Here is a 15,983-nt window from a genome sequence, read left to right as displayed (position 1 = left end):
TTTTTGCAATTCCAAACCTGAGTTTGTTCAGGTATCTAATTGAAATTTTTTTCATTTGGTTAAGTTACTATTTAATCTTTTATTGATAGGCACTAAAACCACGGGTAATCCACAATTTGCCAGAATAAAGAAATTGTTATGATTAAGGAAATCCTGAATAAGTTGATTACATTCATGGTTCGACAAGTTCGCCACGAACGTAATCAATATATTACCGTTTGTCATGAACCTGTCGAAGGACTTAATCAGAGCTTCTTTAATGTATAGCGAGGGCAAGTTAAATCCAGAATGATGTCATACGAGAAGAGAGCAATTGAAACTGATATGGGTAAATTAATTTTTTACATACTGATAGCAGTACTGATTTATTGGATAATCAAAAGCCGTCAATCCAAACAAAAAGATAAAGAAGTTGAAGTACTTCCGGAATCTGCCGAAGATATGGTGAATTGTTCGTACTGTGGTGTTTATTTGCCTAAAAGCGAGGCTGTCGGTAATCATGATAAATATTTTTGTTGTAACGAGCATAGTCATTTGTATATAAATTCTTCATCCTGATTCGATTGCTGTGTCTATTTATCCGTCTCATACAAAACATTCAATACTCTGGCCATTTGATTCCGGAATAACTGAGACTGAATATTCAGATCAGTACTGGCGCTCTCTCTATTATTTTAATATTTACCGGTTAATGATTGGCAGTGGATTGTTGATTGTTACGTGGAAATTTGAATTTGCCAATTTCGGCTTACATCATTACGCGCTGTTTATTTATGCGGGTTTAGGTCACGTTTTTTGTAGTAGCCTGTCGATGCTGCTTATTAAATTGCGCTTTCCAGATTTTAATTCGCAGTTAACCATACAAGTCGTAATTGATATTGTCTTCATTTCTATCATGCTCTATGCCAGTGGGGGCTTACAGAGCGGCTTGGGTGTTTTGCTATTGGTATCACTCGCAGCAGCGGGATTAATCAGTCGCGGCCGTTTAGCGCTATTCTTTGCATCGATTGCGACCATTAGTTTATTGTTGCAAGAAACCTATTCCTTACTCTCGGTTGATTTTTATTCCGCGCAATACTCACAAGCTGGTTTATTGAGCATGGCGTACTTTGCAGTCGCTTGGCTGGCGTATCAATTGGCTAAACATACTTTGGCCAGTGAACAACTTGCAAAAGAACGCGGTATCGATCTAGTAAACATGGCGCAAGTCAATCAACTAGTAATTCAAGATATACAGGAAGGTGTACTTGTCGTAGATAAGGATGGAAATATCCGGCAACGTAATACCTACGCTGAGAAGCTGCTTGATATGAATCCATCTGACGGTAAAAATGAGTTGCTCAGATTATCGGATTATGTGCCTGAAATAACCGATAGGCTTGCAAGCTGGCAGGGAGACAGCAATATTAGTTTCGATCTATTACGTTTAGCGCATAGTAATGCATTGGTTCGAACACGTTTTCTTCCAATACAAGCGGATTTTCGTAATGGTGTCGTTATTTTTCTCGAAGATATGGGGCGTATACAAGCGCAGCTACAGCAACTAAAACTTGCAGCATTGGGGCGTTTGACGGCGAATATCGCACATGAAATTCGTAATCCGTTATCCGCGATCAACCATGCTGCTGAACTTCTGGAAGAAGAGCAGCTTGATAATAATACGAATCCTCGGCTTGTGCGTATCATTTGTGATAATACGCAACGTCTAAACAAGATAGTTCAGGATGTTTTACAACTGAACCGGCGTAATATTTCAAAATTAGAAGCAATTGAAATATATGAGTTTATTCATAAGTTTCTTGAAGAATTTTGTCATACTGAGAAAATCAATACGAATGTGTTTATATTAGATGGCTCGAAGGATTATTTGATTAGTTTTGATCGTGATCATTTGAACCAGATACTGTGGAATTTATGCCGGAATGCATGGAGGCATTGTCGAAAACAAATCGGCAGTATTCACATCGAATTGTCTACAGGAGCAAATGAGAATAATGTTTGTCTGAATATAATTGATGATGGTCGGGGTGTTGACATGAAACAAACAAAACAGATTTTTGAACCTTTTTTCACCACTGCAACTGGCGGTACAGGTCTAGGCTTATACATCGCACGTGAATTGTGCGAAACCAGTCAAGCATCACTTGACTATATCGAGGGTTCTCCGGGCGGGCATTTTAGGATAGTCTGCAAAAGCAGCCAGCCATGTCCATAGATAATGGATCAATAGCAAATCCACATCCACATAGAAAAACTTCCATTCCTAATATACTGATTGTGGATGATGAGCCGGATATTATCGAGTTGCTCGAACTGACATTGGCGCGGATGGGCATGGAAGTTTTCAGTGCAAAGTGTATCAGTGATGCCAAGCTATTATTGCAATCACGTCAATTTCAGTTATGCCTTACCGACATGCGGCTACCTGACGGAGAAGGATTGGATCTGGTTAATTATATTGGACAGCATTGCGCAGATCTGCCTGTTGCCGTTATAACAGCTTACGGCACTGCAGAAAATGCCGTTGCCGCGCTTAAAGCCGGGGCTTTTGATTACTTGCCGAAACCGGTTTCGTTAAAACAGCTGCGGGATTTAGTTAAATCAGCCCTAAGCTTGCCACCCATACAAACTGGACCTGCATCACACACTCCATCGAATCAGCGCATATTGTTGGGTGAATCTCAACCCATGCGTCAGCTACGCGCAACCATAGACAAACTTTCCCGCAGTCAGGCTTCTGTTTATATCAGTGGTGAGTCAGGCAGTGGTAAGGAGCTGGCCGCCAGAATGATTCATGAAAGAAGTGCTCGCCATAAAGAAGCGTTTGTTGCTGTCAATTGTGGCGCAATTCCTGAGAACTTGATGGAGAGTGAGTTTTTCGGCTATAAAAAAGGCGCCTTCACTGGCGCAGATAAAGAGCATGATGGATTTTTCCTGACAGCAAATGGCGGGACATTGTTTCTTGATGAAGTCGCGGATTTGCCACTGGCCATGCAAGTTAAGCTGCTTCGAGTAATCCAGGAAAAACAAGTGAGAAGAATCGGCGATACGCAAGAAAAAAATATCGACGTGCGCATCATCAGCGCCACACACAAGAAACTTGGTGATTGTGTTGAAACCGGGCAATTCCGGCAGGATTTATACTATCGCCTGAATGTAATTGAATTGATCATGCCAGCGTTGCGTGAGATGCCAGAAGATATTCCGCTCATAGCAGAAGCAGTTTTAGCAAAGATCTGCCGGGAAGCCGCACGGCCTGTTTGTAATCTTAAGAAAGATGCATTGGCGTTGCTGATGAACTATGGTTATCCTGGTAATGTACGTGAGCTTGAAAATATACTTGAACGGACATTGGCGCTATGCTCCGACACGCAGATTGGTAAAGAAGAACTGCAGTTGCCCAATAAGGCCAAAGAAATTCCACAAAATACCGGGAACTTGACATCAATCATTTCGGATCCAGGATTACCGCTGCAGGATTTTCTTGATCAACTTGAAAGGGAATCCATTATAAGAGCTCTGGATCAGAGTCGATACAATCGAACAAAAGCAGCTAAAACATTGGGTATCACAGTCCGATCGCTGCGTTACCGGATGGAACGATTGGGGTTAAATGAAAAATCCTAAAACACCGGATGGTTTTTGTTTGCACAATTTTTAACTCCATCTCATTGAATGTACAGATCAATGAGATGGGCCTGCTAGCGTAATCGATGACTTACCCATAATGCTGCTGCAAATAACAACACTGCGCCACCTTGATGTGAAGCTGCTAAAGGAATAGGCACTACATGTAATAAAGTCGCTATACCCAGACTAATCTGAATCACCAGCATCAGCAAAAAAAGGTTGCAGGCAATACGGGTTGTACCGGAGAGTTCCGCTTTGCGCGATTTAAACCAGAAAAGCGGTACTAAAAAGGCCAATATCCAGGCAATCAGCCGATGATCGAATTGAACGGTTGCCATGTTATCAAAGAAATTGCGATACCACGGTTCCAACATAAAGATTTCCGGTGGTATCAGATGCCCGTTCATGAGCGGGAAAGTATTGTAGGCTAAACCTGCTCGAATGCCTGCGACAAAACCGCCTGATAAAACCATGATAAAAATGAGTGAAGTCAGACCAAAGGAGAATCGCCGTAGGCTTTGCAGCATTTCATTGGATTCAGGATTATCTTTTTTCGGTGATAGCAATCCTAATGCAACCCAGAACATAGCGGCAAAAATGACAAATGCCAATCCTAGATGTGCAGTAAGACGGTACTGACTCACATGGGGGTCGCTAACCAGTCCGCTCTTAACCATATACCAACCCATAAATCCCTGTAATCCACCTAATACAAATATTCCAGCTAGCCTAATTCCTAACGGTCGATTGATCTGCTTTTTCACTAGGAAATAAACAAAAGGAACAAAAAACACCAAACCAATCAGCCGACCTAACAGACGATGAAAGTATTCCCACCAGAAAATACTCTTGAATTCATCGACACTCATACCTTTATTAACTTTTTGGTACTGCGGGGTTGCGCGGTATTTTTCCAATAGTTCGTCCCAATCTCCCTGAGTGATGGGGGGTAATGTACCGACAATCGGCTGCCACTCAACAATTGAAAGTCCTGAGTTAGTGAGTCGTGTAACACCACCGACCACCACCATGGCAAATACCAGGGCGCAACAAATTAATAACCAGATAGCAATAGATTTTTGCATAGTCGTAAAGAATAAAAGTTATTTCTGAAGTTTAATTTTAATCAATTATCTTGGATGTCTTATTTGGCGCGCAGCATACGTTGCTTGGTGCGTTCCCATTCTTTTTCTTTCTCGGATTCACGCTTGTCATGCTGTTTCTTACCTTTAGCCAAGCCAATTTCCAGTTTAATTCTACCTGTTTTATAATGCATATCCAGTGGAACCAGAGTGTATCCGGCGCGTTCAACTTTACCGATGAGCCGCTTGATCTGTTCCGCATGCAACAACAATTTGCGTGTTCTTGTTGGATCAGGGTTGATGTGTGTTGAAGCTGTCTTGAGCGGACTGATGTGACAACCAATGAGGTATAATGCCTCATTGCGGATAATAACATAGGCTTCTTTTAATTGAACTCGACCGTCACGAATGGCTTTGACTTCCCATCCTTCTAGAACCATGCCTGTTTCGTACTTTTCCTCGATAAAATAATCGTGAAAGGCTTTTTTATTTTGTACTATACTCATGCAGGATTGAAATGGGTTGGAATTACTAAAATTCCGTGTATTTTATCAGTTTTTCAGTATTACCTCATTGATGCGGGGTGATTTACTTTTATGGCAGAAATAGAAAAATCAGTTTTGGTCGAATACTCAGCAAGCCAAATGTTTGCGCTGGTTGATAACGTTGAGGAATATCCTAAATTTCTTCCGTGGTGCGGCGGTACTTCTGTAGACCCGCAAGATGAAGTAACAACGCACGCAACCGTTCGGATTGATTACCATCATATCCAGCACAGCTTCACCACCATAAATAAACGTTTTCCGCCGGATTTGATAGAAATGAGTCTGCTGGACGGTCCATTTGAACATTTGGATGGTTATTGGCAATTTATTCCATTATCGGATACTGCATGCAAGATAAAATTCCGGCTGCATTACACGTTCTCACACAAAATTCTTGAGAAACTGGTAGGGCCGGTATTTCACATGATTGCGAACAGTTTTGTGGAACATTTTATTGAGCGGGCGGAAGTGATCTATGGCAAGCCATGACAGCGTTTTTCCAGGTCGAAATTGTATATGCATTGCCGCATATTCAAATCTTAGAAAAACTCTATGTATCAGCTGGTTGCACGGTTGGTCAAGCGATAAAATGTTCGGGAATTCTGGACCAATTTCCTGAAATCGATCTGACAAAAAATAAATTGGGTATTTTTGGCAAATTTTCACAACCGGAAACGCACCTGCAACCTAATGACAGAATCGAAATTTATCGGCCGCTGATTATCGACCCAAAGGAAGCCAGAAGAATACGTGCCAAAAAGTCGTTGTGCACAGAAAATAGGCGTTGATCAGTTATTTTCTTTTAATAAATTATTGGCGGATTCAACTTAGAAGTGCAACTTTTGTAAGAGAACTTAGGTGGCAAGCTACGTTAATATCGGAGCCACTTATGATCGAACCATATTCATGGGCGGCAGTATAATGACGAGTATTCTGTCCTGACTCATTCCACAAGAGGGTAGCAGTCCCAGCAAAAGCAAAGTTTGCTGGCTTGGAACTGCTGGTATCCTGATTCTATGTTTGATATTGATTCAATTTTTTCATCGGATGGCGCGCTTTCCCGCCATATCACCGGATTCCGTACGCGTTCTCAGCAACTGGAGATGGCGCAGGCTATCGCCGAGACGATTGCAAAGCATCGGATCCTGGTCGCGGAAGCAGGCACCGGAACCGGAAAAACGCTGGCTTATCTGGTGCCAGCTTTGTTGGCGGGCGGCAAAGTCATTATTTCCACAGGAACAAAAACGTTGCAAGACCAACTGTTTAGTCGTGATATTCCGACTGTGCGGGCGGCGCTCAAAATACCCGTCACCATTGCGTTGTTAAAAGGTCGCGCCAATTATATCTGCCACTATCACCTGGAAAGAAGCTTACAGGATATGCATCTTAGCTTTGTTAATCGTGATGAAATCCAGTACCTGCAGCAAATAGAACGGTATGCAAACAACAGCAAAAATGGGGATAAAAGCGGACTCAGTGAAGTTCCTGAGAATGCTGCCATCTGGCAGCAAGTTACCTCAACACGCGACAATTGCCTGGGTTCAGAGTGTCCTAGCTACAAAAAATGTTTTGTGATGGAAGCGCGTAAGCAAGCTTTGGCGGCCGATGTCGTCGTGGTGAATCATCATTTGTTTTTTGCAGATGTCATGCTGCGTGATGAAGGTTTGTCCGAGTTATTGCCTGCCTGTAATACGGTTATTTTTGATGAGGCGCATCAATTACCGGAAACGGCCAGTTTATTTTTTGGTGAATCCATTAGTACCGGTCAGTTACTGGACCTTGCGCGTGATGCCAAAGTGGAAGCCGTTCAGGCTGCCGGAGATTTTGTTGGGCTGCCAAACACTATTGCTGCCATGGAAAAAGCCGCGCGCGATTTGCGCTTGACTGTCATGGAAGACAATACGCGATTGTCTTTGGCGGCAATAAAACAGAATGCAAGATTTACTGATGCGCTGGGTAACTTGCTGGAAAAGCTGACTACACTGGCAAAACAGTTGGAGAATCAGGCAGAACGATCAGAAGGGTTGGAAAATTGCTGGCAGCGCACAACCAATCATCTGTACTTGATACAACGCTGGCGGGATGAAACGGAAATGCAAGGCCACGTGCGCTGGATTGAGATTTATAACCAGGCATTGCAATTGAATGCGACACCCTTATCAATTGCAGAGATTTTCCAGAAACAAATGATCACATCGCCGCGTGCCTGGATTTTTACTTCAGCGACGTTGTCGGTTAAAAGGGATTTTACTCATTACAATGAGGAAATGGGGCTGACTACTGCACAAACAGCTTGTTGGGAAAGCCCATTCAATTTTGCTGAACAAGCATTGCTGTATGTGCCGATTGGCTTGCCAGAACCACAGCATAGAACCTATACCGATCAGGTGGTACAGGCAGCGTTGCCGGTATTGCGCGCGAGCCGGGGACGTGCTTTTTTCCTGTGTACCAGTTTGCGTGCGATGCAACGTGTTTACGAATTATTGCAAACTGCCGATGAATTTGATTTTCCGTTATTGCTTCAAGGCCAGGGTTCGCGCTCTTACATGCTGGAGCGTTTCCGCGAATTGAATAATGCCATTCTCATTGGCAGTCAATCTTTCTGGGAGGGAGTCGATGTGCGTGGGGAAGCGTTGTCGCTGGTCATCATTGATAAGTTGCCATTTGCACCGCCCGATGATCCAGTGCTTGCAGCGCGTATTGAAAAAATTAACAACGAGGGTCGTAACGCTTTCATGGAGTACCAATTGCCGCGTGCTGTCATTAATCTGAAGCAAGGCGCCGGTCGTTTGATCCGGGATGAAGCGGATCGGGGTGTGCTGATGATTTGCGATCCACGCCTGACTACCAAAGCTTACGGTAAACAAATATGGCAAAGTCTGCCACCAATGAAACGGACCCGGGATTTGGCTGAAGTTGAGCATTTCTTTAATGCTAAATAAAAACATAAACTTAGAAAATATCATGATGCTTATTATTAAGCGATTGATTCAAAGCGCTATGAATAAAAAATTTGCGATCAGTATAGGGGCACTTCTTTTATGCGGGATAATGATTCCTATAACCAGCACGTATGCCGACAGAGGTGATTTTCCATTATTAAAAAAAGAGCTGGCCATCGGTAAACTGAATGACATTGTCAACAGTATCAAACTGCAAAAAAAAGAAGTCGAAATTAAATTGCAGTTATTGATGAAAGCAAAAACCGAGCAGGAAAAAACCAGACTGCAGGTGGAAATAAATGAAATAGGTAATGCGATTCTTGAACAAGAATCCTCATTTGAAATGATACTGACCGCTGGTCTGGAATTAAACAAAGCCGATACAGCAGAAAAACAGGATTTTGATTGGCAGAAGGACTTGCTGGAAATTGTGCAACCGATCATCAGTGAGCTTCGCCAGTTAACAGAGAACAAACGTAAACTGGATGGTTTGCACAAGAAGATTAGCTTTTATAAAGCGCAAATTGGCGATATTAATGAAGTACTCAAGCACATTTCTAAGATCAACAAACAAGATTTCGAGAAAGAAGCCTTGGCAGAGTTTGAACGCATAGACGAGAAATGGCGAGATCAACTGGATGAAAACAATCACCTGCTGGAGGTCGCACAGTTACAACTTGATGAGATGGTCAAATCGCAATCAGCCAAGGAAATTTCCATTGGTGAGCATATCAAGCAATTTGCCACTGGACGGGGCGTTACGCTGTTGATGGCACTGGCCGCTTTTGTCGCAGTTTATTTTTCGATGTTACTGCTGCTGAAGCTTCTGAAGTGGATCGGTAATCGCAACGAAGAAGCCAGAAGAACCTATTATCAACGCATTATTACACTCTGTTATCATTTTATGATGGGAGCACTGGCGATTGCGGCTGCGTTCTATGTGTTGAGCGTGCGTAATGATCAGGTACTGATTGGTATCACCGTATTGCTTTTGCTCAGTATTGTTTTGTTACTTAAGAACTCTATTTCAGGTTATATCACCGAATTAAGAATATTACTCAATACCGGTTCGGTCAGGGAAGGTGAATGTATTATCTATAATGGTATTCCGATGCAAGTGGAAAGTCTGAATTACTACACGAAATTAATTAACCCAATGCTGCCTGGATTGGAATTGCGATTGACTCCGGCAGAACTAGCCAATTATGTTTCCCGTCCTTATCTAGCCGATGAGCCGTGGTTCCCATGCAGAGTAGGCGATTATGTCATGCTTTCGGATGGCGCTTATGGCATGGTTAAATGTATTACACTGGAAAATATTTTATTGTCTTTATCCAATGGGACGATGCCAAGAACCTATATCATTACAGATTTCCTAGCCGCCAACCCAAAGAATTTTTCCCATGGATTCACGGTAACCAGCGATTTTGGCATTGATTATAAACATCAAAAGCAATGTACAACTGTAATACCTGAACTGATGTGCACCGGTATTCGACAAGGATTGCTTAAGGAATCCTATGGTAGTGCGCTTAAGGATTTGGCTGTTTATTTTGCAAAAGCCAATACTTCGTCGCTCGACTATAAAATAATAGCCATTTTTGATGGCGGAGCTGCCGGGGAGTACGCCGCAATTCAGCGAGCATTACAGTGCTATGCTGTTGAGGTTTGTAATCAGCAGAATTGGATAATACCGTTTAACCAGTTAGTGATTCATAATGGGACGGATTTTGACGGATTTATTCAAGCGTAGCGCTATTGCTGCCGGCTTTATCAGACAACTATAAGTAATTAAATGATTATGAAATTAGCAACCTGGAACGTGAATTCACTCAAAGTGCGGTTGCCGCAAGTGATTGATTGGTTGGGAGCGAATCAGCCGGACATGTTATGTTTGCAAGAAACGAAACTAACCGACGATAGTTTTCCAACCAGTGAAATTGCAGCGATTGGCTACCAATCGGCTTTTATTGGACAGAAAACTTACAATGGTGTCGCAATACTCAGTAAACAGGAAGGAAGCGAAATAATAACCGCCATACCGAGTTTTGCAGATGAGCAAAAGAGGGTTATCGCGGCAACCTATGGAGATTTGCGCGTTATTTCTGTGTATGTTCCGAATGGCGATACTGTTGAGTCGGAGAAATATGGGTACAAATTGAGGTGGCTACCTGCTTTGAACGAATGGCTGCAGCAGGAACTGAAAGATTATTCAAAATTGGCAGTACTGGGTGATTTTAATATCGCACCGGAGGATCGCGATGTTTATGATCCTAAAATATGGGAAGGAAAAGTATTGTGCAGCCAGCCTGAACGCGCTGCATTCAGTAATCTACTTGATTTAGGGTTTACTGACAGTTTTCGCTTATTTGAACAACCCGAGAAATCGTATACATGGTGGGATTATCGCATGATGGCTTTTCGTTTGAATCGCGGATTGCGTATTGATCATATTTTGCTCAGTAATGAGCTTGCGCGCAGCTGTGTAACCTGCGCGATTGATAAAACGATGCGTAAACAGGAGCGCCCCTCAGATCATGCACCTGTCATCGTGGAGCTTACCGTGTGAATACGGGAGATGATCTTTTCCGGGTTAATTGCTTTTACCCGGTAATTTCTCGAATTCGTTTCTCAGCATATTCAGATTTTTTTCACGCACATTGATTTCTTCCCGTAACCGCTCCACGCGATTAAGGTATCTCTGATAGTTTCGCTCGCTGCCTAAACGATCGGGAATGCCGTCTTTGTATTCGTTTTTTACTTCATTAAGCCGATTTTCTTCTTCAGAAATTTTACTTTGCATCTGCTCACGTTGTTCTTCAATTTTGGCATTTTCCCTTCTTTTCATGATTCTATCGTCAATATCTCCTGAGACGGTAGAGGGCACGACAACAATCGGGGGCAGATCAATTTTTTTTGAATTACTGGAAGGGATATTCGAATACGTTACGTTGCCGCGTTCATCGATATGTTTATATACGCCGGCTTGAGTCAAACAGGAGAAAAGAACTAAGGCAATGAATAAAAAATTATTTCTTTTCATGATTCACCGTTCTAATCGTTTGTGATTCTCAGCTTATCTATCGAGCGAGCTCTTTTCTTAATGCGTATATATTTCTTTGATGTAAGAATAGCTTATTTCTAAGCTGTACGGCTTTTTCCTGATGAGTGTTTGATTCGTGTGGATTACTGATCTGTTCCAGGAAATTTTGTGTATCGGTGAAAAGCTTTTCTTCCGCTACCAGCTCTTTTTTCAGGATCTGGCGACGCGTGGCATCGCGTTCTTTCTGTATCGGATCTTTTACCCGGGGAGAGTTTGGTTGTAATCCCTCAGTATTCCGGGAAAAAGAGGCGACGGAGAATTTCTGCGCATTATTGATTGGACGATTGGTAAAGGTAATGTTGCCGTCTTTATCCACATGTTTGTATATGTCTGTTCCAGCAATAGCCTTGGGTAAATAACCCAACAAGATTAAAGCTAACAGAATAAGCAATGTTCTGGTTTTCATATTTTGCTAGAAGAATTCCGATAAAAGTGCAACTATTTGATCAGTCTATCAATGATTTCTCTAATGCAAGGCAAAAAAAAGAGCCAAAAATCCTACTTATTACAGCAATTGATTTATCCTTAATTGAAAAATTAACTTATTTTGTTGATTTAAGTACGTAAATATTTCGGTACTGATTGTATTGCCCACTCAGTATTTTCCAGATGCCGAGTTTATTCCAGGCTATAGGCTGTAATATAGGTCGAATTCAATCGGATGTGTAGTCATACGAAGTAATGTCACTTCATTCATTTTAAGATGAATGAACGCGTCTATCATATCATTAGAAAATACACCACCACGGATTAGAAAATCACGGTCTTTATCCAAGCATTCCAAAGCCTCATCTAATGAAGCGCAAGAATTGGGTACTTTGGCAGCTTCTTCCGGCGGTAGATCATAAAGATTTTTATCCATTGGGTCGCCGGGGTGTATCTTATTCTGGATACCATCCAGACCCGCCATCATCAGTGCGGTAAATGCCAAGTATGGATTCGCTGTTGGATCAGGAAAACGCACTTCGATACGGCGTCCTTTCGGGCTGCTGGTGTGCGGAATGCGGATTGCAGCCGAGCGGTTACTTGCAGAATAAGCAAGATTGACCGGCGCCTCAAATCCAGCAACCAACCGTTTATAGGAGTTAGTGCTGGGATTGGTGATCGCATTGAGCGCTTTGGCATGTTTCAGGATACCGCCAATATAGAATAGCGCTATTTCAGATAAACCGGCGTAACCATTGCCAGAAAACAGATTCTTGCCATCTTTCCAGATGGATTGATGGACATGCATACCTGAACCGTTATCGCCGACGATGGGTTTAGGCATGAAAGTTGCCGTTTTGCCATACGAGTGTGCGACATTGTGTACGACATATTTAAGTAGCTGATTCCAATCCGCACGCTTAACCAGGCTATTAAAACGCGTGCCAATTTCGCATTGTCCTGCAGTAGCCACTTCATGGTGATGAACTTCTACACCGATACCCATTTCTTCCAAGGTAAGGCACATGGCGGAGCGAATATCTTGCAGGGAATCGACGGGAGGTACGGGAAAGTAACCGCCCTTTACGGCTGGGCGATGGCCAATATTGCCGCTTTCGTATTTAATGGCCGAGCTCCAAGCTGCTTCCTCAGATGCAATTTTAACCGAACAGCCTGACATATCGGTATGCCAACGAACGGAGTCGAAAATGAAAAATTCAGGTTCGGGACCGAAATAAGCAACATCACCGATCCCTGTTGATTTTAAGTAAATTTCCGCACGTTTGGCTAATGAACGCGGATCCCGGATATATCCTTTTCCGTCGGCCGGTTCGACCACATCGCAGGTGATCAAGAGTGTCGGCTCATCCATGAATGGATCCATATTGGCGGTATCAGGATCGGGTATCAATAACATATCGGATGCTTGAATGCTTTTCCAGCCGTCTATCGACGAACCGTCAAAGGGATGGCCATCTTCAAATTTGTCGGCATCAAAGGTATGTGCAGGTACGGTAACATGGTGTTCTTTACCATTCGTATCTGTAAAACGTAAATCAACAAATTTGACTTCATTGTCTTGAATCAATTTCAAAACATCAGCTACCACCATTTTTCTCTCTCCAGACTAGCGTCACAAATTTTATAAATAAAGATACATTTGGATAGAATTATACCAGCACAACACAATGAATAATTTGAAACGATACGAACGACTGCTCTCAAACTGGCTGACTGAATATAAACTGCAAGTGCCTGGGTGCGTATTCTACTGTACTATCGCCGGTCAAGTCTTTACGATTCGTAAAATTACGATACGGGGTGTTACATCGTCAGTGCCGCACGATAATGACCGGGGTGAATTTTGTTTTTATCTAAAACCAGGAAGATGGTTCTTGAACTCGAAGAAAATTGAGAATTTGCAGTAGTCTTATCTTGAATGTCCAAAGCGCTTAACATACTCAAAGAAGTTTTTGGTTACCCCGCTTTCCGCGGGCAACAAGCAGAAGTGATTGCACATCTTGCCAATGGCGGCGATTGTCTTGTGCTGATGCCGACGGGCGGGGGCAAGTCGCTGTGCTATCAGATTCCTGCTTTGTTGCGCGACGGAGTTGCTATCGTTGTTTCTCCGCTGATTGCATTAATGCAAAATCAGGTGGCTGCGCTGCATGAAATCGGGGTGCGTGCAGCGGTTCTGAATTCTTCATTGTCACAGCAGGAAGCCGCCCAAGCCGAGCAGAAGCTGCTGGCAGGCGAGTATGATCTGTTATACGTTGCGCCGGAGCGTCTGCTGACTGCGCGGTTCTTGAACCTGATTACACGCATTCCGATTGCATTATTTGCGATTGATGAGGCGCATTGCGTGTCGCAATGGGGGCATGATTTCCGTCCGGAATACAGTCAATTGTCAGTTTTGCATGAGCGCTTTCCCAAAGTGCCGCGTATTGCTTTAACAGCAACGGCTGACATGGATACCCGGAAAGAGATTATTGAGCGTTTGGGGTTGGATGTGGCCAGAGTATTTGTTTCTAGCTTTGATCGCCCGAATATCCGCTATCAAATTATCGATAAGACCAATAGCCGCTCACAGTTATTGACCTTTATACAAGCAGAGCATCCGGGCGATGCGGGTATTGTTTATTGCCTTTCCCGTAAAAAAGTTGAAGAAACAACAGTATGGCTGGCCGATCATGGCATGCGCGCAGTAGCCTATCACGCTGGTATGAACATGCAGGAACGTAGCCAGAATCAGGAAAAGTTTCTGCGCGAGGAAGGCATCATCATGGTCGCCACGATTGCATTCGGTATGGGGATTGATAAGCCAGATGTGCGTTTTGTTGCGCATCTGGATTTACCTAAGAGTATTGAAGGTTACTACCAGGAAACCGGCCGTGCCGGCCGTGACGGACAGGCGGCCAATGCCTGGATGGTATACGGCCTCGGCGATGTCATTCAGCAACGGCGCATGATTGAGGAATCTCAGGCGCAATTAAAATTTAAGCAAGTTGCCGCCCGGAAGTTGGAAGCCATGCTGTCGCTGTGCGAAACAACCACTTGCCGCCGTTTACGCCTGCTAAGTTATTTTGGTGAAGCGACCGATACGGCAGCACCCTGTGGAAACTGTGATGTCTGCTTAAATCCCCCGCAAGTCTGGGATGCCACGGTAGAAGTGCAGAAAGCGTTGTCCTGTGTTTACCGGACCGGGCAGAATTTTGGCGCGGGGCACTTGATTGATGTTTTGCGGGGCAATCTGACTGAACGTGTGAAGCAATGGCATCACGACAGAATCAGTACGTTCGGTATCGGTAAAGACCTGCCCGAGCGAACCTGGCGCGCGGTATTCCGCCAGATTGTGGCGCTTGGCTTATTGACAACGGATAGTGAAGGTCATGGCGCCTTGCAGCTGATCGAAGCAAGCCGTTTGGTGCTGAAGGGCCAGCAAAGCGTGTTTTTGCGGTTGCAAACTAAGCCTGAGCGATCGGCCGGGAAGCGGCAGACTAATGATCTGGTGCCTCTGGATTCTGCAGAACGCTACTTGTGGGAGCAGTTACGCTCATGGCGTGCAAAAACAGCCAAGGAACATGGGGTGCCGGCTTATGTGATTTTTCACGATGCTACCTTGCACGAGCTAGTGCGTTTATGCCCGCAAACGGAAGATGAATTGCGCCTGGTAACCGGTATTGGTGCACGCAAACTCGATAAGTATGGCAACCATCTGATTGAGATTCTTCGCGGTTGTTAGCAATTGTGAGCATTAACTGGCCTAATACGGATAGACCCAAGATCCGCGACTCAAGGATCGCAATGTAAAGGAAGAAACCGGATTTCGTCGAGATCACACCGGCCTGACCACTACTGGATTGAAATCCGTTGTGTCTGGTGTAGTACAGTGCTGAATGAGCACCTCGATTTTCCACATGCCGGGCAAGTGTTCCTGGTCGAGCGGGAGAGCATTTACAAAAGAATCGGAAAAATCACCGACGAAGTTGTTTTGGGGGTAACCAGTCGCACGTCAGAACAGGCAAGTCCAGAGCGCATTCTCAAAGTGAATCGGGGTCACTGGACCATTGAGAATCGTTACCACTATGTGATTGATTGGAATTTCGATGAGGATCGCAGCCGCATCCGAACGGGCCACGGCCCGAGAATATCACTCGCCTGCGCCGTTTCGCATGCGGTATCATTCAGTTCATCTCCAAGGGTAAATCCAGTATCTCTCAGAAAATGCAGCAGTTAAATCGTAATACCCGCTTGG

At 43.8% G+C, this 15,983-nt stretch carries 15 protein-coding genes; 10 read left to right on the top strand and 5 right to left on the bottom strand.

Going from position 1 to position 15,983, the window contains the following annotated elements:
- Nucleotides 1–288: 288 nt before the first annotated feature.
- The 3 genes from QZ942_RS07455 to QZ942_RS07445 all read left to right on the top strand — a co-directional run bounded on the left by QZ942_RS07455 (nucleotide 289) and on the right by QZ942_RS07445 (nucleotide 3,627).
- A complete protein-coding gene (locus QZ942_RS07455) occupies nucleotides 289–558 on the top strand; it encodes a PP0621 family protein (protein WP_366836230.1) in 270 nt (89 codons plus the stop codon).
- Between the two features lie 133 nt (nucleotides 559–691).
- Nucleotides 692–2,215 carry an ATP-binding protein gene (locus QZ942_RS07450; RefSeq protein ID WP_292994206.1) on the top strand — a complete coding sequence of 508 codons (1,524 nt, stop codon included), beginning with the start codon at nucleotides 692–694 and terminating at the stop codon, nucleotides 2,213–2,215.
- A complete protein-coding gene (locus QZ942_RS07445; protein WP_292994204.1) occupies nucleotides 2,206–3,627 on the top strand; it encodes a sigma-54 dependent transcriptional regulator in 1,422 nt (473 codons plus the stop codon). The genes QZ942_RS07450 and QZ942_RS07445 overlap by 10 nt, the downstream gene beginning before the upstream one ends.
- Before the next feature lie 74 nt (nucleotides 3,628–3,701).
- Here the strand turns inward: QZ942_RS07445 and QZ942_RS07440 are convergent, their stop codons facing one another.
- Together QZ942_RS07440 and smpB are read right to left on the bottom strand one after the other, a co-directional pair.
- Entirely contained in the window at nucleotides 3,702–4,715 is a 1,014-nt protein-coding gene (locus QZ942_RS07440) for a COX15/CtaA family protein (protein ID WP_292994202.1), read from the bottom strand.
- A gap of 59 nt (nucleotides 4,716–4,774) precedes the next feature.
- Nucleotides 4,775–5,218: an SsrA-binding protein SmpB gene (gene smpB, locus QZ942_RS07435; protein ID WP_292994200.1), complete on the bottom strand. Its 444-nt coding sequence runs from the start codon at nucleotides 5,216–5,218 to the stop codon at nucleotides 4,775–4,777.
- A 90-nt stretch (nucleotides 5,219–5,308) separates the two neighbouring features.
- Between smpB and QZ942_RS07430 the strand changes: the two genes are divergently transcribed.
- The 5 genes from QZ942_RS07430 to xth all read left to right on the top strand — a co-directional run bounded on the left by QZ942_RS07430 (nucleotide 5,309) and on the right by xth (nucleotide 10,768).
- A complete protein-coding gene (locus tag QZ942_RS07430) occupies nucleotides 5,309–5,746 on the top strand; it encodes a type II toxin-antitoxin system RatA family toxin (protein ID WP_013966397.1) in 438 nt (145 codons plus the stop codon).
- A complete protein-coding gene (locus QZ942_RS07425) occupies nucleotides 5,743–6,045 on the top strand; it encodes an RnfH family protein (protein WP_292994197.1) in 303 nt (100 codons plus the stop codon). Before QZ942_RS07430 ends, QZ942_RS07425 begins: the two co-directional genes overlap by 4 nt.
- Before the next feature lie 228 nt (nucleotides 6,046–6,273).
- Nucleotides 6,274–8,199 (top strand): ATP-dependent DNA helicase, encoded by a 1,926-nt coding sequence (locus QZ942_RS07420; protein WP_292994195.1) that lies wholly within the window; start codon nucleotides 6,274–6,276, stop codon nucleotides 8,197–8,199.
- Nucleotides 8,200–8,257: 58 nt separating this feature from the next.
- On the top strand, nucleotides 8,258–9,952 hold the full coding sequence (locus tag QZ942_RS07415) for a hypothetical protein (RefSeq protein WP_292994193.1): 1,695 nt from the start codon (nucleotides 8,258–8,260) through the stop codon (nucleotides 9,950–9,952).
- Nucleotides 9,953–10,000: 48 nt separating this feature from the next.
- Entirely contained in the window at nucleotides 10,001–10,768 is a 768-nt protein-coding gene (gene xth / locus QZ942_RS07410; RefSeq protein ID WP_292994191.1) for an exodeoxyribonuclease III, read from the top strand.
- Between the two features lie 24 nt (nucleotides 10,769–10,792).
- Here the strand turns inward: xth and QZ942_RS07405 are convergent, their stop codons facing one another.
- The 3 genes from QZ942_RS07405 to glnA form a co-directional block, all read right to left on the bottom strand.
- Nucleotides 10,793–11,242 carry a DUF4124 domain-containing protein gene (locus tag QZ942_RS07405; RefSeq protein WP_292994189.1) on the bottom strand — a complete coding sequence of 150 codons (450 nt, stop codon included), beginning with the start codon at nucleotides 11,240–11,242 and terminating at the stop codon, nucleotides 10,793–10,795.
- Between the two features lie 37 nt (nucleotides 11,243–11,279).
- On the bottom strand, nucleotides 11,280–11,708 hold the full coding sequence (locus tag QZ942_RS07400; RefSeq protein ID WP_292994187.1) for a DUF4124 domain-containing protein: 429 nt from the start codon (nucleotides 11,706–11,708) through the stop codon (nucleotides 11,280–11,282).
- A 222-nt stretch (nucleotides 11,709–11,930) separates the two neighbouring features.
- Complete coding sequence (gene glnA, locus QZ942_RS07395; protein ID WP_292994185.1) at nucleotides 11,931–13,340, bottom strand: type I glutamate--ammonia ligase; 1,410 nt, start codon at nucleotides 13,338–13,340, stop codon at nucleotides 11,931–11,933.
- A 327-nt stretch (nucleotides 13,341–13,667) separates the two neighbouring features.
- On the opposite strand from glnA, the gene recQ reads away from it, so the two are divergent.
- Together recQ and QZ942_RS07385 are read left to right on the top strand one after the other, a co-directional pair.
- The gene (recQ, locus tag QZ942_RS07390; protein ID WP_292994183.1) at nucleotides 13,668–15,470 is read left to right on the top strand and encodes a DNA helicase RecQ; all 1,803 of its coding nucleotides are present in this window, start codon (nucleotides 13,668–13,670) and stop codon (nucleotides 15,468–15,470) included.
- Between the two features lie 147 nt (nucleotides 15,471–15,617).
- Complete coding sequence (locus QZ942_RS07385; protein ID WP_292994181.1) at nucleotides 15,618–15,965, top strand: hypothetical protein; 348 nt, start codon at nucleotides 15,618–15,620, stop codon at nucleotides 15,963–15,965.
- Nucleotides 15,966–15,983: the final 18 nt, after the last annotated feature.

The organism is Nitrosomonas sp. (assembly GCF_021731985.1).
In the GTDB taxonomy this organism is placed as follows: domain Bacteria; phylum Pseudomonadota; class Gammaproteobacteria; order Burkholderiales; family Nitrosomonadaceae; genus Nitrosomonas.
The sequence above is the reverse complement of the archived record's forward strand: the minus strand, read 5'-3'. Positions and strand labels throughout refer to the sequence as shown.